Below are 21,753 nucleotides of genomic sequence, written 5' to 3'. Positions count from 1 at the left end.
ATGTCCATTACCCAAAAAGACCTGACCCGCATTAAGACATTTATCTTTGATGTTGACGGCGTGCTTACTGATGGCCGCCTATACTGCTTTGCCGACGGCGAGCAGGTGCGCGCCTTTAACATAAAAGATGGCTTTGCCATAAAGCACGCCATTAGCCAAGGCTACCGTGTAGCAATCATCTCTGGCAAAAACGAGCCGGGCGTGCGCAAGCGCCTGGAACAGTTAGGTATAGAAGATATCTTCTTGGGTATAGAGGACAAAGTGGACACCCTGGAAGACTACATTTATATGCAGGGTGTGCACCCGGCTACCGTAGCATACATGGGCGACGATATGCCTGATTTTGAAGTGATGCAACGCTGCGGGTTACGTGCATGCCCAGCCGATGCTGCCGATGATATTCAGGAAATTTCGATGTTTAAAGCCAGCAAGAAAGGCGGTGAAGGCGCTGTGCGTGAACTAATTGAGCAAATCATGAAAACACAAGACACCTGGTAATTGAGCCTGTTTATACTATTCTATAAAGAAATTGAATAATTTGTTTAATATGTTATTGCATATATTAAAAAATATTTCTAGTTTACGACAGATTAATTACTTATTAACAGTTCAAATTTTATGAAGACAGGAAAAGTAAAATTTTTTATTGAGTCAAAAGGCTTTGGTTTTATCACCGAAGACGAAACGAATGAAGATTTTTTTGTGCACGTAACAGGCTTAAATGGCTTGCAAATTCAACAGAACGACCGTGTTGAGTTCGACACTGTTGAAGGCAAAAAAGGAATTAATGCAGTAAATGTGAAGAAGTTCTAACAAAGCATACTTACTGATACAGGAAAAGCCCCTCGCAGGGGCTTTTTTTGTTGCCTGTTCCGAGCTGTATTGTAACTTTACAGCGGCCGCTCATCTTCTGCTACTGCCCGTGAAATCTATACTAACACTGATCCGAGCCCGCAACCTTGTGATGATTGCGCTAAGCCAGGCACTTGTGCAAGCATGCTTGCTATCGCCTGGCGTACAGTGGGCCAAGGTATTAAACTCAGACTTTCTGTTACTGGTTCTATCTACGGTATGCATTGCAGCGGCCGGCTATATCATCAATGATTACTACGATGTAAAAATTGATGCCATCAACAAACCAGACCGGCTATTGATAGGCCGCCGGATACGCAGGCGAAGGGCCATGTTTGCTCACTTAATTTTATCGGCACTGGGGGTTTTGGCCGGTTTATACTTAGCCTTACCTGTTGGCTTGATTAACCTGGGTGCTGTGCTGCTGTTGTGGGGCTACTCGGCAAGGCTCAAGAAAATGCTCTTAGTCGGCAACATCGTCATCGCGTTGCTTTCCGCATCCATGCTGCTGGTAGTGGCCGTTTACGACGACACCCTAAATAAGATAACGATGGGCTATGCCTTGTTTGCCTTGCTCATCTCGCTCATCCGGGAAATCATAAAGGACATTGAGGACATGAAGGGCGATGCCTCTTTCGACTGCCGCACGCTACCAATAGTGGCCGGGCTTCGGGGTGCAAAGCTAGTCCTTTACCCATTAATAGCCATTTTCCAGGTCTTTGTACTTGTGGTTATTTTCCATCCTGCTTCCCGCTTGTTATTTGATGTATATATGGCAGCCCTAGTATTACTGCCCAGCGTGTGGCTGCTGCTTAAGCTGGTACGTGCCGATCGCAAACGAGACTTCACATTTCTCAGCAACCTGAATAAGCTCATCATGCTTACAGGCATCCTCTCGATGCTGCTATTGTAAAAAGAAAAGCCTGAGGCGAGCGCCCCAGGCTTAAAACGTAACCAATTAATAGGGGTATTATTTTACAATCAGGCGGCTCGAGGCCACATCATTCCCTGCAAATACCTTTACAAAGTATGTTCCTTTAGCAAACTTCTTCGTGTTGATTTCTACCACACCGTTCGCTCTGTTAAGTTCCAGTACCTGGCGGCCCAGTATGTCTACCACAGCCACATTGGCATTACGGATTTTACCAAGATTCAGGCGCACCATACCATCAGAGACAGTTGGGTAAACAGCTACACGGGTATCGCCGATCATATCGTCGAGGCCGGCTACGGTAGCTACCATCACGGTCTCGTTGACTGAGGCTAATACGTTGCCATCCACACGGTGTAAGTTTAAAGCATAATTATAAGTGCCTGCTGCAGCAAAGTTAATTTTAAAATAGTACTTATAGTCTCCCTTCATCTCTTCTCCGCCTTCAGGGCCTATAACAGCCATTCCGGTTTCGTCGAATGTAACGGTGGAGTACTGTGCTTCTTCTTCGGTTTGAGCCTCGCGGTTAGCGTTATACATCAGGGTAAAGTTGTTACGCTGCTCTGGGTTTTGCAGCTTGATCACAAGGTTTACCATGTCGCCATTATCAGCTCTATCGTTAGGCCTTACCAGCACTTGCCATAAAATATCCTTGTCGGCTGTAACATCAGAGATTATGTCCAGCGTTCCATCTATGGTCGGCTCAGCGGTTTGCTGCACCACTACGCTACCTGAGGTGGTAACCACATTCTGGCCGTTAGCAGTGTTAACTAATGCGATTGTATAAGGATATGTTCTGCCAGCATTAAAGCGTATTTTAAAACTATGCACGCCATTGGCAAGCGCAAAGCCATTTTCTGGCCCAAACATTATAATACCATCGTTGGCAATGCTAAGGTTCATATAGGCTTCTTCGCCAGGGGCTTTATACTGTATCTGCCCAATTTGGTCTTTCTGGTAATCGGTAAACGCTAAGCGGCCACGTACTGTAGCAGTTTGCCCAGCCGCATCCACGGTTACGGTAAACTCTTTCTCTTGGCCGGTTTTAACGCCTTCTAGCTGGCCTAGCGTGGTGGTTACCGTCTGAGCCATACTTGCACTGCTAACAAGCATAACAGCTACCAGTATCAGGAAAAATTGTAAAGCTGCTTTCATTTTCTATTACAATATTAAGATTTTATATAATTGTTTAGTTTCACTATTTGGCTTTAGGATTCATACGTAAGTCATAGTTTTTAGCTTTCATTTTTTATACTTTTTTTACTATATATCGTTCGTCTTTTGTTACAGCACTGTTTTTAAACAGGAAATATGTAACTTTGAGAGTTTCCAGACCAGAGAACTTTATAAGTATGAATAAGGCGCAGGAGCTGCTTTCGGACTATGGCTTACGCAAAACAGGTTGCCGGCAAGAAGTGCTTCGCCAGTTCCTGGAGAAAGGCTATGCCCTGTCGCACGCTGATCTTGAGAAGCTGATCGGGGACCGATATGACCGTGTAACGATTTACCGTACGCTATACTCTTTCGAGGAAAAAGGCCTGATCCATAGTATAAATGATGTGGGCGGTGCCGTAAAATTTGCGCTGTGCCAACAGCAAACATGCTCTCAGGAGATTCATCACGACAACCATATCCATTTCAGCTGCACGGCCTGTAGCCAGACTTTCTGCCTGAACGAAGTCCATATCCCACACATCAGTTTGCCGCAGGGCTATCAGGTAAGCCGCATGCATTTCTCTGCCGAAGGTATCTGCAAGGGTTGCAGCAGCCAGATTAAGGGCTAAACCCGACTACCTGTTTGCTGCGTAAATTTTGCTATATTTATACTTGTTGCCATGCGGCAGCAATAGATAAGTATAAACAAGCCTCCTATGCAAACCCAGAAAGATACTGCTGCTGAGTTTCAAAGTACAGTGTTATCACCTGTCAAGTTTCGCCTGTTTCTGCTGGCAAAGCTGCCCATGGCTTATCTCGCTGGCTTACGCGTAGCTAGGCTTACCCACGAGCAGGCATCGGTTACGATACCTTACAAGTACATCAACAAAAACCCGTTTAAATCTATATACTTTGCCTGCCTAAGTATGGCGGCAGAGCTATCTACAGGGGCGCTTTGCATGATGCATGTTTATAAATCCCGGCCTTCCATATCGATGCTGGTGGTAGGCATGCAGGCCGATTTCACTAAAAAAGCTGTAGGCAAAATCACTTTTACCTGCACCAACGGCGCAGAAATAGCGCAAGCGGCAGCAGAAACTAAAGCTACGGGCCAAGGCGTAACGGTTATAGCCACAAGTATAGGCATGGACGAACAAGGAGATAAAGTGGCTGAGTTTCGGTTTACCTGGTCGATGAAGGCGAAGAAGACAGCCTAAACTGCATTTCAGAAATACATGCTGCCAATTGCCTATACTTGTATACTTGCCGGCTACGCCAAAGCCTGGGCTTTTATTGGGTTTTGGCTAGCCATACGCGTAACTTGCAGTCTGAACCACAGTACCCACTCATGAACCTTAAAGCCATCTGCACTGACATTGACGGCACCTTGCTTAATGCAGACCGCCAACTTTCCCAGCGCACGATCAATACCATCCAAAAGCTAACGGAAGATGTTCCGGTTATACTTGCCTCCTCCCGTATGCCAAGTGCCATGCGCCACCTGCAATACGAACTGAACATACTGCACCACCCGCTCATCTGCTTTAACGGCGGCTATGTGCTCTATTTCGAGGATGCCAACACCGCGCCCGTACAACTGGACTCTGTACAAATGCCAGCTACTGTTTGCCAGGCTATTCATACTTTTGCCTATAACACCAACATCCATGTCAGCCTTTACGAGCAGGACAACTGGTATGCCCCCCAGCGGGATTATTGGGCCGAGCGCGAGGAGCAAAACACCAAAGTAACTCCCATGATTGCGGAGCTGGCACCGATACTTGATCGCTGGCACCAGACAAAAACCGGCGCTCATAAGGTCATGTGCATGGGGCCAGCCGATGAGATCGAAGCGTTGTATCAGGAGCTTACCACTAAGTACGCAAATCAAGTACACGCCTACCGCTCCAAGGATACTTACCTAGAGATTGCGCCGCGTGCCATTTCCAAAGCCACCGCACTGGAGCTTTTACTTAGCAAGCGCTACGAGATTAGCATGCAGGAGGTAATGGCCTTCGGCGATAACTACAACGATATAGACATGCTACAGTCTGTGGGGATGGGCATAGCTGTGGGCAACGCCCGCGACGAGGTAAAGGCCGTAGCCAAAGAAATCACCGAAAACAGCACCGACGATGGCGTAGCCATAGCTATTGAAAAGTATTGGAATTAATTTTGGCATTCAAGTCAAGGCGAGATGCGCTTTCACAGTCCTCTAAGCTTTTGGCTTGATCCTCATGTATAACATCCCTGCAAATGAAAGACTATAAAAAATACTACATCATCCCCGCTGATCCCGAGGAAGTATACATTGCCCTGACAAACCCACAGACCATTCAGCTTTGGACAGGCGAAACCGCAGAAATGTCTACGGAGCCTGGCTCGGAGTTTTCGCTTTGGGAAGGAAGTATAACTGGTAAAAACCTGGAATTCGAAGAAAACAAGTTGCTGGTGCAGCAGTGGTACTTCGGAGAGCAGGAAGAAGCCTCTATTGTTACCATCAAATTGCACCCGCACAAGTATGGCACCTCGGCAGAGCTACGCCACACCAACATCCCCGACGAAGCCTATGAGGATATTACCGATGGCTGGAACGAAGCATACTTTGCCTCTTTGATTGATTTCTACGAAGGTGAGTAAAGCCATTTATACTTGTTCAGTTAAAGTATGAATCGCTAGCTGCTAGACAAGCCACAACCAATTCACGCAGCTGTAACCCCACCCCTCCCGAGAACGGCGTCATTCCCCTGCTCTGCTTCAAAGTACAAGGTCGGGAGTTTCTGCATCACCGGGTCCAACTACCACTACCCCTCCTTGTCAAAGGAGGGGAACTCTGTTGAAGCTCCATTAGCGGTAGCTATCAAATATGATCCCAGTCCTTGAGTTGAGCGCCTTGTATTAATGCGGTGCCCGAAGGGCAGCCTACAGCGAAGCGATGGCAGCTTCAATACACCGCGCGATGCTCAAAGAAGAGGGCCCCTACCCCCGCCTTGAGGGCACCAAAGCCAGAAATACAACAAGCTGGTTGTAAAGCCGGGGATTAGCAGTAGCCAGAAAAGTATAGCCTATTTCAGATTAAGGAGAACGGCTATTCAAAGTATAAACCACGATTTTATACTTATACATTTATATCTAAACCAGAACCCCCTATATTTGTAGCTTCATTACAACCCAATACCATTGGAACCCAAGAACAAGAAAAATATAGTCATTTTCGCTTCTGGATCGGGGAGCAATGCGCAGCGGCTGCTGGAGCATTTCGAGCACCACCCTGAAATTCGTGTGGCCGCCCTCTTCTCCAACAACCCGAAAGCGTATGCCCTCCAACGAGCCGAGACCTACCACGTCCCGGCTTTTTTATTTTCCAGGGATGAGTTTTATAACTCCGATAAAATAGTGGAGCAGGTGCAGCAGTTCAAGCCCGACCTGGTGGTGCTGGCCGGCTTCTTGTGGCTGGTGCCGCAAAACTTCCTGCAGGCTTTACCTGATAGCATCATCAACATACACCCTGCCCTGTTACCCAAGTATGGCGGCAAAGGCATGCACGGCCTAAATGTGCATACTGCTGTAGTGCAAGCCGGCGACGATAAGTCGGGCATCACCATTCACCGCATTAACGAGGAGTACGACAAAGGCGAGTTTATACTTCAGGAGCACTGCCCAGTATACCCTACCGACACCCCCGAGGAGCTTGCCGCGCGCGTACTACAGCTGGAACATAAATTCCTGCCCCTGGTGGTGGAGAAACTGCTCCTGAAAAAGGAAGAACTGTAAAAACACGATAATCAACCCCATACATTAATTACCCATGCAACCCGTTAAAATTAAATCCGCACTGATCTCGGTGTACTACAAAGACCGCCTAGAGCCACTGGTGGAGCTGCTAAAGCAACACGGTGTAACCATCTACTCTACTGGCGGCACGCAAACGTTCCTGGAAGAGCAGGGCGCCCAAGTGGTAGCTGTGGAAGACCTGACTGACTATCCGTCTATCTTCGGTGGCCGCGTAAAAACGCTGCACCCTAAGGTATTTGGTGGCATTCTGCACCGCCGCGACAACGACAGCGACCTTTCGGAGCGCGAAAAGTATGAAATCCCGCCGATTGACCTGGTGGTTGTGGACCTCTACCCGTTCGAGGAAACCGTGGCATCAGGCGCAGCAGAGGCAGACGTGATCGAGAAGATAGACATCGGGGGCATTTCCCTGATCCGTGCGGCGGCCAAAAACTTCAAGGATGTACTGATCGTGTCATCGCGCGAGCAATATGACGAGGTCGTAGAATTGCTGCAGGAGAAAAACGGTGCCACGGAGCTGGAAGACCGCAAGCGCTTTGCCGCCAAGGCCTTCAATGTATCCTCGCATTATGATACCCATATCTTTAACTATATGAATGCCAAGGAGGAAACGCAGGCATTTAAGCAAAGTGTGCAGCACAGCATGCCGCTGCGCTACGGCGAGAACCCGCACCAGAAAGGCACGTTCTACGGCAAGCTGGAAGACCTGTTTGAGCAACTTAACGGCAAGCAGCTCTCTTATAATAACTTAGTGGACGTGGACGCTGCCGTGGCCCTAGCCGCTGAGTTTGAGGAGCCAGTTGTTGCCATCCTGAAGCATACCAACGCCTGCGGTTGCGCCACCGGCGAAACCATGAAGGAAGCCTACCTGAACGCCCTTTCTTCTGACCCGGTATCTGCTTTTGGCGGTGTGATCATCGCGAACAGAACCATTGACCTGGCTGTGGCAGAGGAATTAAACAAGCTGTTCTTCGAGGTACTGATTGCCCCGGAGTATGACGCGGACGCCTTAGACCTGCTGAAGAGCAAGAAAAACCGCATCCTACTGAAGCAAAAGCCAGTAGAGTTGCCAAACAAGCTTTTCAAAACGCTTCTGAACGGCGTAATTGAGCAGGACAAAGATTTAGCCACCGAAACAGAAGCTGACTTTAAGACCGCTACCAAGCGCCAGCCAACCGCTGAGGAGAAGAAGGCATTGGTGTTTGCGGCCAAAGTATGCAAGCACACCAAATCTAACACCATCGTGCTTGCCACGGATAAAATGATTTTTTCTAGCGGTGTGGGCCAAACCTCGCGTGTGGATGCCCTGCGCCAGGCCATCGAAAAAGCCAACAGCTTTGGCTTCGATGTGAGCCAGACGGTCATGGCTTCCGATGCGTTCTTCCCGTTCCCGGATTGCGTGGAGATTGCTGACAAGGCCGGCATTAAAGCCGTGGTGCAGCCAGGCGGTTCCATCAAAGACCAGGACTCAATCGACTACTGCGATGCCCATAACATGGCCATGGTGATGACCGGCGTGCGACACTTTAAGCACTAGTCATACTTCACATCTAGCTAAAGATCCCCGGTTTCTGACGAGGCCGGGGATTTTATTTTAGTCCCGGGCTTAAACACAAAGCCTTACTCAATTTAATGCAAGGCACGTCGTTAGTAACCCTAGTGGGTATACTTGCGCCCTTTTTGCACAATAAAAAACTTTATTCAGCCTATAGAAGCGCACCAGCATTATTAATTCCACTGAAATTCACTAATTTTGCCGCAAGTTTTTGACTAGAAATATTGTATATTGAAAATATAACAGGCAACCGCACGCCTTTCATACTTTACCATGGGACTATTTAATTTTTTAACCAGCGATATAGCCATTGACCTGGGTACTGCCAATACCCTGATCATCCACAACGATAAGATTGTAGTTGACGAACCTTCCATCATCGCCGTGGACCGCACAACGGGCCGTGTACTTGCCATTGGCCGCAACGCCATGCAGATGCACGAGAAGACGCACGAGAACATCAAAACCATCCGACCGCTGAAGGATGGCGTGATCGCTGACTTCCACGCTGCTGAGGAAATGATCCGTGGCATGATCAAGATGATTGACACGGGCCGCCGCCTGTTCCAGCCATCGCACCGCATGGTTATCTGCATCCCGTCTGGTATTACAGAGGTTGAGAAACGCGCCGTACGCGACTCGGCACAGCACGCCGGAGCCAAGGAAGTATGGATGATACAGGAGCCGATGGCCGCCGCCATTGGTATCGGTATTGACGTGGAGCAACCGATCGGCTCCATGATCGTGGACATCGGGGGCGGTACCACAGAGATTGCCGTGGTTGCCTTATCCGGCATTGTTTGCGACCAGTCCATCCGCATTGCCGGCGACGTGTTCACCAAAGACATTCTGGATTACATGCGCCGCCAGCACAACCTGCTGATCGGGGAGCGCTCCGCTGAGAAGATCAAGATTGAGGTAGGCGCTGCCCTGACCGAGATCGAAAACCCACCAGCAGATTACGAGATTCGTGGCCGCGACCTGATGACGGGTATCCCGAAGGTGATCAAGGTTACGTATCAGGAAATCGCCATCGCGCTGGATAAATCAGTTTCTAAAATTGAGGAAGCCGTGCTTAAAGCCCTTGAGATCGCTCCGCCAGAACTTTCTGCCGACATCTACGACAACGGTATACACCTGACTGGTGGTGGTGCCTTGCTTCGCGGCCTGGATAAGCGCCTGGCTGCAAAAACCAAGCTCCCGATCCATATCGCCGAAGATCCGCTCAGAGCGGTGGTGCGTGGCACGGGCGCAGCCATCAAAAACATAGAAGGGTTTAAGAATGTCCTGCTAACCTAACAGGGCGAGATGCGGAATCTTTTTGCATTTATTTACCGGTTCCGTGCGTTCCTCGTGTTTGTATTACTGGAGGCGCTGTGCGTGTACCTGCTTGTGCGTTACAATACGTACCAGGGCGCAGCGTTTTTTAACTCGGCAAACAAGTATGTGGGGCAAGTGCTGGAGTTCCAGAGCGGCATCACGGACTATTTCCGGTTAACCAGCATTAACCAAACGCTGGCCAAGGAAAACGCCAACCTGCGCCAGGAACTGATGCGGCAGCGCCTGTTGGCTTTGGCCGACAGCACCGCCAGCTTGGACAGCACGTATTATGCCGCCACGGATAGCAGCCAGGCAAATCCATACTTGCTGCATGCCGGGCGTGTAATAAACAACTCCGTGCGCCGCATGAACAACTACCTGACCATTGCCGCCGGCACTGCCGATGGCGTGAAGCCGGGTATGGGGGTTGTATCGCCGCAAGGTGTGGTGGGCCGGGTAAAAACCGTTTCAGAGAACTATGCAACAGTAACCTCGCTGCTGCACTCGCAGATGCTGATTTCAGCTAAAATACGCGCTAGCGACACCTTTGGCACCATTAAATGGACTGGTGGCGATTACCGCACTGTGTTGCTGGATTATATTCCGTTGCATATTAAACCCGTGAAAGGCGACACCATCGTAACCAGCGGCTTTAACACCGTTTTCCCGGAGGGCATTATGGTCGGCACGATTAGCTCTATTGAGCAGGAGCCGGATAAGAGCTTTTATACTATTAAGGTAAAGCTGGCTGTGGATTTTGCCCAGCTGTCTTATGTATATGTTGTGGAGAACACGAAAGAGGAAGAGCGCGAAACGCTAGAACAAAACGCAGGCATCATTACCGATGAACAGTAGCTTTGGCTTAAAACATATTGCCCAGTTTTTTTTATTTGTGGCCCTGCAGGTGCTGCTCATGGATAGCCTGGTGCTCTTCAGTACCGGGTTTTGCTTTATCTATGTAGCCTTCTTGCTCTTTTTACCACTGGTTATCAGCAGAGTATGGCTTTTGGCGCTGGCGTTTATACTTGGCTTCACCGTGGATATGTTCTATGACACTATGGGTATACACGCTGCCGCCAGTGTACTGCTGGCCTTTTTGAGGCCACACATATTGAACCTTCTCACACCCCGCGATGGTTACGAGGCTAGCGATACCGTGAACATACATACCATGGGGGGGCGATGGTTTCTGGCTTATACTTTTACGCTTGTTCTGTTACACCATACGGCTGTTTTCTTTCTGGAAACAATTACGTTTCAGACAGCTTGGTATACCATAGTTAAGATACTTCTTAGCACCTTCTTTACCGGTATTGTAATGGTTATTCTCCAACTTCTGTTCTTCTCACACAAGCGAGAGCGGATAGATTACCGATGAAATACTTAGAAAACAGAAAATACGTTATTAAAGGCATTTACCTGCTGGTCGGCATCGTCTTCGCCCTCCGGCTTTTTTATATACAGGTAATTGACCGCAGTTATAAGCAGGCCGCCGAGACGAATGCCATCAAGGCCATTGTGCAGTACCCCTTCCGTGGATTAATCTACGACCGTAAAGGCCAGTTGCTGGTACAGAATACACCGGTATACGACCTGATGGTGATCCCAAAGGATGTTAAAGACCTGGACACGCTGCGCCTCTCACAACTGGTAAAGCTGCCTTTAGAGGATGTGCGCGAACGCTTGAAGAAAGCACGCGCGTTCTCATATGTGCAGCCTTCCCCGTTCTATCAAAAGCTCAGCACCCGCGAGTTTGCGTACATTCAAGATAACCTGATCGACTTCCCCGGGTTTTACATCAATGCCCGTACGGCGCGTGGTTACCCGCACCAGAGCCTGGCACACGCCTTAGGGTATATTGCCGAGATTAGCCCAAAGCAACTAGATGACTCAACCTACCGAGGATACCGCCCCGGCGACTATATTGGCAAGAGCGGTATAGAGCTGGAGTATGAGCAATACCTAATGGGGCAGCGCGGGGTAAAGTATAAGATGGTAAACGTGCGGGGCGTGGAAAAAGGCTCGTTCCGGGATGGCACTTACGATACACTGGCTGTGGCTGGCGAAAACCTTATCAGCACCATCGATCTGGACCTGCAAGCCTACGGCGAGTACCTCATGAATGGCGCCAAAGGAAGCGTAGTGGCCATAGAGCCTGCTACTGGCGAGGTGCTGGCCTACGTTTCATCTCCTTTCTATGACCCTAACTTATTTACGGGCAAGGAGTATGGCAAAAACTACATGGCGCTGCTAAATGAGCCCAACAAAACCATGTTCAACCGCCCAATCATGGCGAGCAGCAACCCGCCGGGCTCTATCTTTAAACTGGCACAAGCGCTGATTGCTTTGCAGGAAGGCGTAATTACACCAAATACTGGGTACCCGTGCAACCAAAGCCTTGTAAAATGCTCGCACGCGCACCAAGCGCCTACCAATCTTGAGGTAGCAATTAAAACTTCCTGCAACCCATACTTTTATCAAGTATTTCGCGCAACCATTAACCAGGGCAAATCAAAAAACACCTTTAAGGATACGGCCATTGGGCTGGCAGATTGGCGTGAGCAAATCACAACTTTTGGGTTCGGCACAAAGCTCGGTATTGATTTACCAAACGAGAAAAGCGGCATTATAGCCTCTCCTACCATGTATAATAAAATATATGGCGAGAACCGTTGGAAGTTCTCAACCATTTATTCGCTAAGTATAGGCCAGGGAGAGCTTGGGGTAACACCGCTGCAAATGGCCAACTTTATGGCTATTATGGCCAATAGAGGCTATTATGTGGCACCGCACGTTATCCGCTCTATCGGCGAAAACGGAAAGCCTTTGCCGCAGTATCAAAAGCGCCACTATACTAGCATCGATGCCAAGCATTTTAAGCCTGTGGTAGATGGCATGGCTGCCGTAGTGGAATCGGGAACGGGCCGCAACGCCAGCCTGGCTAAGCTCGGGATTGCCGTTTGTGGTAAAACGGGTACTGCCCAGAACCCGCAGGGTAAGGACCACGCAGTGTTCGTGGCCTTTGCCCCGAAAGACAACCCGAAAATCGCAATCGCAGTGTATGTAGAAAACGCTGGTTTTGGAGCACAGTCGGCGGCGCCAATTGCCGGCCTGATGATAGAAAAGTATTTAACAGACTCCGTGTCTAGAAAACCGATGGAACAATGGGTGTTGAGCAGAAAGTACTTGGAAATAGATTAGTGAGCCCGACCACCGTTCGCCGTTCGTCCCGCCTGATTACCCCGCACCTCGACTGGGTAACCGTGTTGCTGTATTTCCTGCTGGTAGCGTTGGGTTGGATGAATATCTATGCCGCCGTTTATAGCCCCGACAATGTGATCAACATTTTCAGCATGGATATAAACTCCGGCAAGCAGTTAGCCTGGATCGGGGCTTCCTTCCTGTTGATTATCGTGCTGCTTGTAGTAGACCATAAGGTGTACGAGCATTTAGCCTACCCTATCTATGGCTTTATCATACTGTTGCTGCTGGTAACACTTGTGGTTGCAAAGCCGATTGCCGGCTCACGCTCCTGGCTTGATCTAGGGGCCGGAATCCGGTTGCAGCCAGCCGAGCTTGCCAAGTTTGCCACTGCACTTGCTGCCTCCAGGTTCTTGAGCACCATAAACCTACGCCAGCAGAACTTTAAGGACCAGATGATTCTGGCAGCTATCACCTTGGTGCCGCCACTCATCATTATTCTGCAAAACGAGACTGGTTCTGCTCTGGTGTTCGCAGCCTTTGTGTTGGCATACTTCCGCGAGGGCATGTCGCCGCTTATACTCATTATAGGTGGCTCCGCAGCAGCTGTATTTATACTTACATTGCTTGTTCCGAAGTTATACCTAATTGCGGGCATCACCATACTTATGGCCCTGGCCACTTGGCTAGACTACCGCTTGCTACGGCGCTTTAAGGTGATAATTGCTCTGTGGGGAGTTGTGGTGGCAATGATTTTCAGCGTTGACTTTTTTGTGAATGACGTGCTGCAACCACACCAGCAGAACCGCATTAAGGCGCTTATCAACCCTGAGGCTGACCCCTTGGGTTTTGGCTGGAACGTAACGCAGTCTAAAATTGCCATTGGCTCTGGTGGCTTGTGGGGCAAGGGCTTCTTAGAGGGTACGCAAACCAAATTCGATTTTGTGCCGGAGCAAAGTACTGACTTTATCTTCTGTACTATAGGTGAGGAGCATGGCTGGATTGGCAGCACCATACTTATTGGGCTTTTCCTGCTGTTGCTTACACGCATCGTAAACATCGCTGAAAGGCAGAAGTCGGTATTTGGCCGCACTTATGGCTACTGCGTTGCCTCTATTATCTTCTTCCACTTTCTGGTAAACGTTGGCATGACGATCGGGCTGGCGCCCGTGGTAGGCATTCCTTTGCCTTTTTTCAGCTACGGAGGCTCCTCGCTTTGGTCTTTCACAATCCTGCTGTTTATACTTTTAGCAATAGATGCTAACAGAGCCAAGGAGTTGGCAAGATAACCCGCTTCGTACTATTTAGAGGAAACTGAGCCCATGGCACCTGCCTCTACTGTACTGTAAACAGGCTTACGGATAGGTTGCACCTTTAAGTATGTAAGAGACCTCCAAAGCCACTCCAGCGGGCCAAGCCTGTAATTGGCCATCCACCAGGAGGCTAGCAGCATTTGCCCTGCAAAGTAAAGCAGTGTAATAGGTAATACTAACATTAGCCCTAGTTCGCTGATCGCCCCTGGTGCAAGCGCGTACTCATAGAACCCAACCATAAACAAAGATTGCGAAACATAGACGGTCAACCCTACTCTACCTACAGGCACCAGCCAGCTCAACATGTAGCTTAGGGCATTTTTGTTCCGATACAGTTGCACAATTAATGCTACAAAAAAGGTTGAAAGCGCTATTTTTTGGATGTCCGTGCAGATGGCCTCAATAACACCAGCAGTAAAATTAGTACCTAGCCCTGCAAAAGCGATTAGACCTACAATGCCTGTACAAATAACTGAGGCTACGCCACCCCAAATCAGCAATTTCTTAAAAAAGGCTCTATGGGCAGGCGTATCTTTAAATATGTTTTTCCTGCCGGCATAAAGCCCAAGCATAAACAGCGATACTGTTACAAACACTCTTCCGGATGGTATCAGAAAGGCAAACTTGGCAACGCCAAATACTTCGCTGATCACATACTGGTTTGCAGCTGTAATAGGAGGATAAATGAGAGCTTCGAGCTGTGGTGCAAATATTGATGCCATTATACTTACCACAAATAGCAGCAAGCTGCACATCAAAAGCTTTTTACCTGACCAATTCACGCAAAAGATAAGCACCGTACCCAGCAAGGCGTAAATCTGCAGGATATCGCGTGGGTAAAGTAGCGTATGCAAATATCCTAATACCAAAAGTATAGCCAGTCTCCATAAAAAGCGCCCTATAAATGGGCGCCCCATACTTTTTGCGCTCTGCAGCTGTATGGCAAAACTTAGCCCAAACAAAAACGAGAAGATGCTATAGAACTTGCCAGTGGCAAATACTTGGACCCCCATTTTTATCATATTTTCCATCAGGCTTAAATTGCCCGAGTCGCCAATAGTGGTTGGCTGTGCAGTTGTTTCCAGAAAAGAATAGGTAGTATGCGTTAGGATGATACCTAATAAAGAGAAGCCCCTCAATGCATCAATGACCTCAATTCTTTTAGAAGGAACCTCCGTTTTTTCAGTTTGTTTAGCCGGAGCAATTGTATAAGGCATGCTATAATATAAGGGACTAGCCGTAAGGGAAATACTAAGTGTCTGTGGTACTTCCTATTTTTAAGTTAGTACCAAACAGAAAAAATCATATTCCTTATACCACCTCTCGATATTATAGTTTCAACATCGTTAAATTATCAGTGAACTTCAAGAGAACTTTTAAAATAGTAGCTACCTAAGAAGGTATTTCACGCTTCAGCAACTATCTATAACCTTCAGCTTTAAAAAATTAGACACACGCTGTGTCTACATAACTGAGCACTTTCAGTCATTTATGCAATGTAAAGATAGCATCTCTTGACAATTCAAAGCAGCTAGCACTGTAACTGATTTGTCATCAAAGAAAGCTAAGTGCATGTAATTCAGGTTCAGAAGACGCCCTAGATAGTTGCCGTTTGGCTCTGTTCTTGGCTTTCTGTATCTCCTGCCAGGCTAACGCCATAAGTACTTACCGGCTCAAGCACCACTGCTTTTTTGCGTTGCATGCTTGGCCACTTTATATGGCTGTTCCAGGCACTAAGTTTATTCTTAACCGTTTTCGATATAGTTTTCTCTATGTACCTATTTATCAGCGTTGCGATGGCCGCAATTCCAAAAAATATAGCGATTACTACTGCTATATGCACCCACATATCCTGTGCAGGGAAGAGCCTACGGAAGGCAAGGCCGATTTCTTGATGTAAAAGGTAAAACGGATAAGATATCTCACCTATGAACAGGGCCCATTTGTATTGTTTCAGGAAGCCCAACTTGCCTGCTACCAGCAAAGTAAAAATCCCGAAGCAAGCACCAATAATTATCGCCTCATATGTATGATTATAGTAGCTAAGGTGTTTACCAAACTGATATTGTATGGTTACAGCGAAACAAAGAAGCAAGCCTATAACGTGCTCAGCTTTTAGCTTTGGAGCTATGTATACTTGATAAAACAAAGCTCCGGCTACAAACAGCGCAAAGTATTTTACAACATCCTGCAGGTTTTTCTGAAGCCCAAGTTCAGGGTTTAGAAAAATGCCCCCTATCGCCGAAATCAACATAAATCCACCCCATAAGCGCACATTCCGCACAAGCCCTAACACAAGCGCGCCGAAAACAACCATATAAAACACAAGTTCTTCTGCCAAACTCCAATAAGCACCATCAATATTCTTTTCTCCAAGAAACATCTGAAACATACTTAAATTGAGTACAAACTGCTTCAGAGAAATGGCTTGGCCCGCAAGAATTAGCACCAAAGAGGTAAGTATGACACATGCCCAATAGGTTGGGTACAACCTTGAAATACGTGCAATCACAAAATCTGAGGAGCTTTTAACGCTATTTGCAGTGAGCAGGATAACGAAACCTGATATTATAAAGAATAGATGCACTCCCAGATAACCATAGTTAAATAACTGGAAATGAAACAAAAACACTCCAAAAGCAGCTACTCCGCGAAGCGCGTCAAGTTCCTGTATTCTCATATAAATTTGTGTTATAGCTTATTACAGCAAAGTATATAATATATGCTCTATACTATTGAAATAGAGGCATCTAAGATACAATCCTTAAAAGAAGTTAGTGCCTTTAAGGTGAATATTTTTTTATTTTGTGTGATTATTTAAATATACATCTACTAAGATGTGCAACATTTCGAAGTTTGCAGGCCTCTCGGTCAGAGTTAGCAAATATTCCTTAGTCTGAAACAACCTGTGCCATCATTTGCACAAGAGGTAAACGCTTGCAAACACTAAATCTTGGCTTTGCACGCAACGTAATTAGGATACAGTTTTTAGCTTAATTAGTTTGGTTAAAGCCATATATTATTTAAGCAGCGTCATTAAACGGAGGGTTAAGCTTAAGAAAGCTATAAATGCAAAAAGCCGCTTAAAACAGTGTTTAAGCGGCTTTTTCAGTATATCTGCTTCTGCAAATATAGTAAATTGAGTACCAGGAGCGGGAATCGAACCCGCACGAGCTTGCGCTCACAAGATTTTAAGTCTTGCGTGTCTACCAGTTCCACCATCCCGGCAACTTCGGGCTAATCCCGAAGAGGTGACTTTAAAAAACAAAGACGTTGTTTATCACAACGTCTCTTGTCTTAATTAAGCGAGCGGGAGACGGGATTCGAACCCGCGGCCTCGACCTTGGCAAGGTCGCGCTCTACCAACTGAGCTACTCCCGCTTTTGTCATTTCCTAAATCGTTGTAGTGATTTAGTGATGCAAAGATATAGACAAATTCTGAGATGTCAAGAGCCGCTCTAAAAAAAATTAACTACTAACACTCTTCTTGCTGATTATCAGGGAGAAAATTTTCAAACTTTTTTAGAACCGGTTTGTGCTGCCTGCCGCTGCACCTTCATCTAAGTGTAAATTTATACTTCCTGAGCCAGAAAACAAGCAAATTTATACTTTAAGCATCTATTTGTTAGACCCAGAACTATTGAAAAAGCCGATGCAACTATATTTTGAAGTATAGTCGCACCGGCAAAAAATCATTTTAGGCATTTTTTAACGTACGCCAGACTTCTCTTTGTCCTGTAGTAGTAATTTTAACTCATTTAGTTTTAGCAGCGCTTCCACGGGAGTTATCGTGTTTATATCGAGTTGCTCCATTAGTTCCTTCACGCGCTCCAACTGTGGGTCGTGCAGCTCAAACATACTTAGCTGGTAGTTGTTCTTCGGCACGGTCTTCATTTTCTGCTGCGGAGCCTGTTCCGATACCTTCTCTTTTTCCAGGTGGTGCATGATCTCATCGGCGCGCAGCACTACGTTGTTCGGCATCCCGGCCATCTGGGCCACATGAATACCAAAGCTGTGCTCGCTGCCACCCGGCACCAGTTTGCGCATAAACAAAATCTTGCCTCCTGCCTCGCGCACCGATACGTTATAGTTCTTCACGCGCGGCAGTTCCTCGGCCAGTTGGTTTAGCTCGTGGTAGTGTGTCGCGAAAAGGGTTTTGGCCTTGTACTTCGGGTGGTTGTGCAGGTGCTCCACAATGGCCCAGGCAATGGATATACCGTCATAGGTGCTGGTGCCGCGGCCAATCTCATCCATTAGCACCAGGCTGCGGTCCGAAAGGTTATTGAGTATACTTGCCGTTTCGGTCATCTCCACCATAAACGTAGACTCGCCTTTCGACAGGTTATCCGAAGCACCCACGCGGGTAAAGATTTTATCTATGATACCGATTTGCGCAGCCTCTGCCGGCACAAAGGAACCGATCTGGGCCATCAACACCATAAGAGCCGTCTGGCGAAGCAGGGCGCTTTTACCGGCCATGTTTGGGCCTGTAATGATAATTACCTGCTGCTCCTCGTTATCCAGGAAAATATCGTTTGGCACGTAGGTTTCGCCGAGCGGCAGTTGCTTTTCGATAACCGGGTGGCGGCCTTTTTTAATATTAAGAATATGACTTTCGTTTACCTCGGGCTTCACGTAGTTGCTGCTCAGGGCAATGCCGGCAAAGGCGCTCAGACAATCAATTACACCGATAATTTTAGCATTTTGCTGTACTTGCGCCACGTAATCCATAGCATACAGCACTAACTCGTTGAACAGACTGAACTCGATGGTATAAATGCGCTCCTCGGCATTCAAAATCTTCTCCTCGTAAGTCTTTAGCTCTTCGGTGATGTAGCGCTCGGCGTTAACCAGCGTTTGCTTGCGTATCCAGGAGGCCGGCACTTTGTCTTTGTGCGCATGCGTTACTTCCAGGTAGTAGCCAAATACTTTGTTATAGGCGATTTTAAGCGAGCTGATACCCGTGTTCTTGATCTCGCGCTGCTGCAACTGTGCCAGGTAATCTTTGCCTGAGAAAGCGATGGCACGCAGCTCATCCAGCTCCTCGTTCACGCCCTCGTTGATCATATTACCCTGGTTGGTGAGCATGGGCGGCTCCGGCTTCAGCACATTTCGGATCTCCTCGCGCAAGCCATCGCAGGGGGCTAGCTGGTCGGCCAGTTTAACCAGGGCAGGTATGCCACTGGCGGCAAGCAGTTTCTTGATCGGAAGTATGGCCTCCAGCGCTTTGGCCAGCTGCACCAGCTCACGCGGATTTACACGCCGTACGGCCACTTTCGAGATAAGGCGCTCCAGGTCGTTGATCTGCTTCAGGTGCTGCACCAGTTCATCCAGCAGCTCGCGGTGATTTGTCAGAGCCTCTACGGTATCGAGGCGGCGGCGAATCTGGGTAACGTCTTTCAGGGGAAGCACTACCCACTTTTTAAGCAGGCGAGCCCCCATGGGTGTCACGGTTTGGTCGAGCACGTTGATTAGCGGTACGCCCTCTGGATGCTGCGGATACACCAGCTCCAGGTTGCGCACAGTAAAGCGGTCGAGCCATACATACGTATCCTCTTCTAGTCGGGAGATTGTGGCAATATGGCTAATCTCGTTGTGCTGCGTTTCGGAAAGGTAATGAAGTATAGTGCCCGCCGAGATAATGGCCTCGCTCATCCCCTCAATGCCAAAACCTTTCAGAGAGGCCGTTCCGAACTGCCGTGTCAGCGATTCATAGGCGTAATCATACTTAAACACCCACTCCTCCAGAGCATAGTACCGGAAGTCGGGACCATAGCGCTCGGTAAAGGTTTCTTTTTCGCGCTTGCAGAAAAGCACCTCGGCAGGCGCCAGACTTTGCAGCAGCTTACTAATGTAGTTTTTATCGCCCTGCGCCGTGATGAACTCGCCCGTGGAAACATCCAGAAAAGACACGCCCGTTTCGGTTTTGCCGAAGTGCACAGCGGCCAAGTAATTGTTGCTGCGCCGCTCCAGCACCTGGTCGTTAAACGACACGCCAGGCGTTACAAGCTCTGTTACACCACGCTTCACGATGCCTTTTACCGTTTTCGGGTCTTCGAGCTGGTCGCAGATGGCCACGCGCTCGCCGGCACGCACCAGTTTGGGCAGGTAGGTATCTAAAGAGTGATGCGGAAAGCCGGCCAGTGCCGTTTCCGAGGATGATCCTGCACCGCGCTTAGTCAGCACGATATCCAGTATCTTACTTGCCTTAATGGCATCCTCGCCGAAGGTCTCGTAAAAATCCCCTACCCTAAACAGCAGCAGCGCCCCCGGATGCTTTGCCTTGATAGCGTTATATTGCTTCATCAGCGGGGTTACCGTGCCTTTGCCTTCTCCTTTCATACTGTAACTCTATTTAATTCTATACTCTTAGAGTATAGTTTCATTTTAAATAATTTCTTTAAAGATTCTTGCGAGCTTTTCGCCTCGCCGGCTAGGCCTTACTTTTCTCCTTGATGAGAAAATAAGAGGGCCCCTACCCCCACTCGCTGAACGCTCAAACAAAAAATCGTCATTAGTGCACCTGGCAGCCGCTATACTAAGGGCTTGCTGTTCCTAAGTTCTTACCTTAAAAGCCAGCTCTTAAACAAACTGCTGTTTCGGATTTGTAATCCGGAACTAACTAAAAGCGGATTTGTAATCCGCCTGCTGGCCTGTTCGCTGCTGCCTATCCTTTGCGGATTTCAAATCCGAAAGAGCAAAAAGAGCAAAAGCAAGTGTCATACTTTCCAAGTCCAGCAGTTTAGCCATTCAACAATTTAACAAGCAACAATTAGTTTGCCTTTTGCCTAAAACCACCGGAACTTTGCAGCCGCGCTGGATGCAAAGTCTAATATCTCATGTCTAGCGTCTAATGTCTAAAAGAATGCGAAAACTCTCGATGGATGACCTCAACCGCGAATCGGTTGAAGAATTCAAAAATAAGAAAAAAATACCGTTAGTCTTGGTGCTCGACAATGTGCGCAGCCTGAACAACGTGGGCTCTGTTTTCCGGACTGCCGATGCCTTTATGGTCGAAAAAGTATACTTGTGTGGCATTACGGGGAAGCCTCCGCACCGCGATATTGAGAAAACTGCGTTGGGCGCTACCGAGTCAGTAGATTGGGAGCATGTGCCCGATACCCTTGCACTGGTGAAGGCTCTGAAAGCCCAAGGATATAAAATCGGGTCGGTGGAGCAGGCCGAGAACAGCGTGAAGCTAAACGATTTTCAGCCGGAGGCAGGCCAGAAGTATGCGCTGGTGCTGGGCAACGAGGTTTTCGGGGTGGAGCAGGACGTAATAAACCATTCTGATTTTGTGCTGGAGATTCCGCAGTTCGGCACCAAGCACTCGCTCAACATATCGGTGGCCACAGGTGTGGTAGTCTGGGATTTCCTGAGCAAAATACTGGCTGGCCAGCAGTAATGTATACCTGGGCTCATCTTAAATCTTACACGGGAGGGTTGGCGCTTTAAAGCCGGCCTTCCCGTTTTTTAGTAACTTTAAGTGTTAAGCGCTCTTCTGCAGCCAGTTAAAAAAACACTTTTTAGCCGGGCATGTTAAACCTATGGCCTCGGCATGCGTCGTACTTAAAGCATACCTGCCAAGCGCCAGGTAAATTTATACTTGTAATCTATCCTACCACCCTTAA

General features: G+C 48.0%; 20 protein-coding genes and 2 tRNA genes. 15 read left to right on the top strand and 7 right to left on the bottom strand.

Going from position 1 to position 21,753, the window contains the following annotated elements:
• The 3 genes from D1627_RS12425 (at window position 1) to D1627_RS12415 (ending at window position 1,765) form a co-directional block, all read left to right on the top strand.
• On the top strand, window positions 1-498 hold the full coding sequence (locus tag D1627_RS12425; protein WP_119432599.1) for a KdsC family phosphatase: 498 nt from the start codon (window positions 1-3) through the stop codon (window positions 496-498).
• 120 nt (window positions 499-618) lie between these two features.
• Window positions 619-813: a cold-shock protein gene (locus tag D1627_RS12420; RefSeq protein WP_046310054.1), complete on the top strand. Its 195-nt coding sequence runs from the start codon at window positions 619-621 to the stop codon at window positions 811-813.
• 109 nt (window positions 814-922) lie between these two features.
• Window positions 923-1,765: a geranylgeranylglycerol-phosphate geranylgeranyltransferase gene (locus D1627_RS12415; protein ID WP_119432598.1), complete on the top strand. Its 843-nt coding sequence runs from the start codon at window positions 923-925 to the stop codon at window positions 1,763-1,765.
• A gap of 57 nt (window positions 1,766-1,822) precedes the next feature.
• Here D1627_RS12415 and D1627_RS12410 read toward each other — a convergent pair whose 3' ends face one another.
• The gene (locus D1627_RS12410; protein ID WP_119432597.1) at window positions 1,823-2,938 is read right to left on the bottom strand and encodes a T9SS type A sorting domain-containing protein; all 1,116 of its coding nucleotides are present in this window, start codon (window positions 2,936-2,938) and stop codon (window positions 1,823-1,825) included.
• A 197-nt stretch (window positions 2,939-3,135) separates the two neighbouring features.
• Between D1627_RS12410 and D1627_RS12405 the strand changes: the two genes are divergently transcribed.
• The 11 genes from D1627_RS12405 to rodA all read left to right on the top strand — a co-directional run bounded on the left by D1627_RS12405 (window position 3,136) and on the right by rodA (window position 14,098).
• Window positions 3,136-3,567, top strand: a complete 432-nt coding sequence (locus D1627_RS12405) for a Fur family transcriptional regulator (RefSeq protein ID WP_119432596.1) — start codon at window positions 3,136-3,138, stop codon at window positions 3,565-3,567.
• A gap of 87 nt (window positions 3,568-3,654) precedes the next feature.
• A complete protein-coding gene (locus tag D1627_RS12400; protein ID WP_119432595.1) occupies window positions 3,655-4,155 on the top strand; it encodes a PaaI family thioesterase in 501 nt (166 codons plus the stop codon).
• 131 nt (window positions 4,156-4,286) lie between these two features.
• A complete protein-coding gene (locus D1627_RS12395; protein ID WP_119433011.1) occupies window positions 4,287-5,111 on the top strand; it encodes an HAD family hydrolase in 825 nt (274 codons plus the stop codon).
• A gap of 83 nt (window positions 5,112-5,194) precedes the next feature.
• Window positions 5,195-5,578: an SRPBCC domain-containing protein gene (locus D1627_RS12390; protein ID WP_119432594.1), complete on the top strand. Its 384-nt coding sequence runs from the start codon at window positions 5,195-5,197 to the stop codon at window positions 5,576-5,578.
• Between the two features lie 540 nt (window positions 5,579-6,118).
• Entirely contained in the window at window positions 6,119-6,712 is a 594-nt protein-coding gene (gene purN / locus D1627_RS12385) for a phosphoribosylglycinamide formyltransferase (RefSeq protein WP_119432593.1), read from the top strand.
• 34 nt (window positions 6,713-6,746) lie between these two features.
• Window positions 6,747-8,270 (top strand): bifunctional phosphoribosylaminoimidazolecarboxamide formyltransferase/IMP cyclohydrolase, encoded by a 1,524-nt coding sequence (gene purH / locus D1627_RS12380; RefSeq protein ID WP_119432592.1) that lies wholly within the window; start codon window positions 6,747-6,749, stop codon window positions 8,268-8,270.
• A 291-nt stretch (window positions 8,271-8,561) separates the two neighbouring features.
• Window positions 8,562-9,587 carry a rod shape-determining protein gene (locus tag D1627_RS12375; protein WP_025608913.1) on the top strand — a complete coding sequence of 342 codons (1,026 nt, stop codon included), beginning with the start codon at window positions 8,562-8,564 and terminating at the stop codon, window positions 9,585-9,587.
• Window positions 9,588-9,596: 9 nt separating this feature from the next.
• A complete protein-coding gene (mreC, locus tag D1627_RS12370) occupies window positions 9,597-10,463 on the top strand; it encodes a rod shape-determining protein MreC (protein WP_119432591.1) in 867 nt (288 codons plus the stop codon).
• Window positions 10,453-10,986 (top strand): hypothetical protein, encoded by a 534-nt coding sequence (locus D1627_RS12365; RefSeq protein ID WP_119432590.1) that lies wholly within the window; start codon window positions 10,453-10,455, stop codon window positions 10,984-10,986. The genes mreC and D1627_RS12365 overlap by 11 nt, the downstream gene beginning before the upstream one ends.
• A complete protein-coding gene (gene mrdA, locus D1627_RS12360; RefSeq protein WP_119432589.1) occupies window positions 10,983-12,809 on the top strand; it encodes a penicillin-binding protein 2 in 1,827 nt (608 codons plus the stop codon). Before D1627_RS12365 ends, mrdA begins: the two co-directional genes overlap by 4 nt.
• Entirely contained in the window at window positions 12,773-14,098 is a 1,326-nt protein-coding gene (gene rodA, locus D1627_RS12355; protein ID WP_119432588.1) for a rod shape-determining protein RodA, read from the top strand. The genes mrdA and rodA overlap by 37 nt, the downstream gene beginning before the upstream one ends.
• Before the next feature lie 11 nt (window positions 14,099-14,109).
• Here the strand turns inward: rodA and D1627_RS12350 are convergent, their stop codons facing one another.
• From D1627_RS12350 to D1627_RS18610, 6 genes are all read right to left on the bottom strand, one after another.
• On the bottom strand, window positions 14,110-15,339 hold the full coding sequence (locus D1627_RS12350) for a DUF418 domain-containing protein (protein ID WP_119432587.1): 1,230 nt from the start codon (window positions 15,337-15,339) through the stop codon (window positions 14,110-14,112).
• 380 nt (window positions 15,340-15,719) lie between these two features.
• On the bottom strand, window positions 15,720-16,802 hold the full coding sequence (locus tag D1627_RS12345; RefSeq protein WP_119432586.1) for an acyltransferase family protein: 1,083 nt from the start codon (window positions 16,800-16,802) through the stop codon (window positions 15,720-15,722).
• Window positions 16,803-17,266: 464 nt separating this feature from the next.
• Window positions 17,267-17,350, bottom strand: a tRNA-Leu gene (locus D1627_RS12340).
• Between the two features lie 80 nt (window positions 17,351-17,430).
• Window positions 17,431-17,503, bottom strand: a tRNA-Gly gene (locus D1627_RS12335).
• Window positions 17,504-17,830: 327 nt separating this feature from the next.
• Entirely contained in the window at window positions 17,831-20,464 is a 2,634-nt protein-coding gene (gene mutS / locus D1627_RS12330; RefSeq protein ID WP_119432585.1) for a DNA mismatch repair protein MutS, read from the bottom strand.
• 276 nt (window positions 20,465-20,740) lie between these two features.
• Window positions 20,741-20,872 (bottom strand): hypothetical protein, encoded by a 132-nt coding sequence (locus D1627_RS18610; protein ID WP_262697035.1) that lies wholly within the window; start codon window positions 20,870-20,872, stop codon window positions 20,741-20,743.
• A 115-nt stretch (window positions 20,873-20,987) separates the two neighbouring features.
• Between D1627_RS18610 and D1627_RS12325 the strand changes: the two genes are divergently transcribed.
• The gene (locus D1627_RS12325) at window positions 20,988-21,527 is read left to right on the top strand and encodes an RNA methyltransferase (RefSeq protein WP_119432584.1); all 540 of its coding nucleotides are present in this window, start codon (window positions 20,988-20,990) and stop codon (window positions 21,525-21,527) included.
• Window positions 21,528-21,753 lie beyond the last annotated feature (226 nt).

The sequence above is a fragment of the Pontibacter oryzae genome, from assembly GCF_003576375.1.
In the GTDB taxonomy this organism is placed as follows: domain Bacteria; phylum Bacteroidota; class Bacteroidia; order Cytophagales; family Hymenobacteraceae; genus Pontibacter; species Pontibacter oryzae.
Note: the sequence above shows the minus strand (reverse complement) of the source record. Positions and strands in the feature narration are given on the sequence as shown.

Coding starts and splice junctions, on each gene's coding strand:
- mrdA (WP_119432589.1), top strand. CDS start 10,983: ATGAAATACTTAGAAAACAGAAAATACGTTATTAAAGGCATTTACCTG.
- D1627_RS12420 (WP_046310054.1), top strand. CDS start 619: ATGAAGACAGGAAAAGTAAAATTTTTTATTGAGTCAAAAGGCTTTGGT.
- D1627_RS12410 (WP_119432597.1), bottom strand. CDS start 2,938: ATGAAAGCAGCTTTACAATTTTTCCTGATACTGGTAGCTGTTATGCTT.
- D1627_RS12405 (WP_119432596.1), top strand. CDS start 3,136: ATGAATAAGGCGCAGGAGCTGCTTTCGGACTATGGCTTACGCAAAACA.
- D1627_RS12395 (WP_119433011.1), top strand. CDS start 4,287: ATGAACCTTAAAGCCATCTGCACTGACATTGACGGCACCTTGCTTAAT.
- mreC (WP_119432591.1), top strand. CDS start 9,597: ATGCGGAATCTTTTTGCATTTATTTACCGGTTCCGTGCGTTCCTCGTG.
- D1627_RS12325 (WP_119432584.1), top strand. CDS start 20,988: ATGCGAAAACTCTCGATGGATGACCTCAACCGCGAATCGGTTGAAGAA.
- D1627_RS12375 (WP_025608913.1), top strand. CDS start 8,562: ATGGGACTATTTAATTTTTTAACCAGCGATATAGCCATTGACCTGGGT.
- D1627_RS12400 (WP_119432595.1), top strand. CDS start 3,655: ATGCAAACCCAGAAAGATACTGCTGCTGAGTTTCAAAGTACAGTGTTA.
- rodA (WP_119432588.1), top strand. CDS start 12,773: ATGGGTGTTGAGCAGAAAGTACTTGGAAATAGATTAGTGAGCCCGACC.
- D1627_RS12390 (WP_119432594.1), top strand. CDS start 5,195: ATGAAAGACTATAAAAAATACTACATCATCCCCGCTGATCCCGAGGAA.
- D1627_RS12365 (WP_119432590.1), top strand. CDS start 10,453: ATGAACAGTAGCTTTGGCTTAAAACATATTGCCCAGTTTTTTTTATTT.
- D1627_RS12425 (WP_119432599.1), top strand. CDS start 1: ATGTCCATTACCCAAAAAGACCTGACCCGCATTAAGACATTTATCTTT.
- purH (WP_119432592.1), top strand. CDS start 6,747: ATGCAACCCGTTAAAATTAAATCCGCACTGATCTCGGTGTACTACAAA.
- mutS (WP_119432585.1), bottom strand. CDS start 20,464: ATGAAAGGAGAAGGCAAAGGCACGGTAACCCCGCTGATGAAGCAATAT.
- D1627_RS18610 (WP_262697035.1), bottom strand. CDS start 20,872: ATGGCTAAACTGCTGGACTTGGAAAGTATGACACTTGCTTTTGCTCTT.
- D1627_RS12350 (WP_119432587.1), bottom strand. CDS start 15,339: ATGCCTTATACAATTGCTCCGGCTAAACAAACTGAAAAAACGGAGGTT.
- D1627_RS12345 (WP_119432586.1), bottom strand. CDS start 16,802: ATGAGAATACAGGAACTTGACGCGCTTCGCGGAGTAGCTGCTTTTGGA.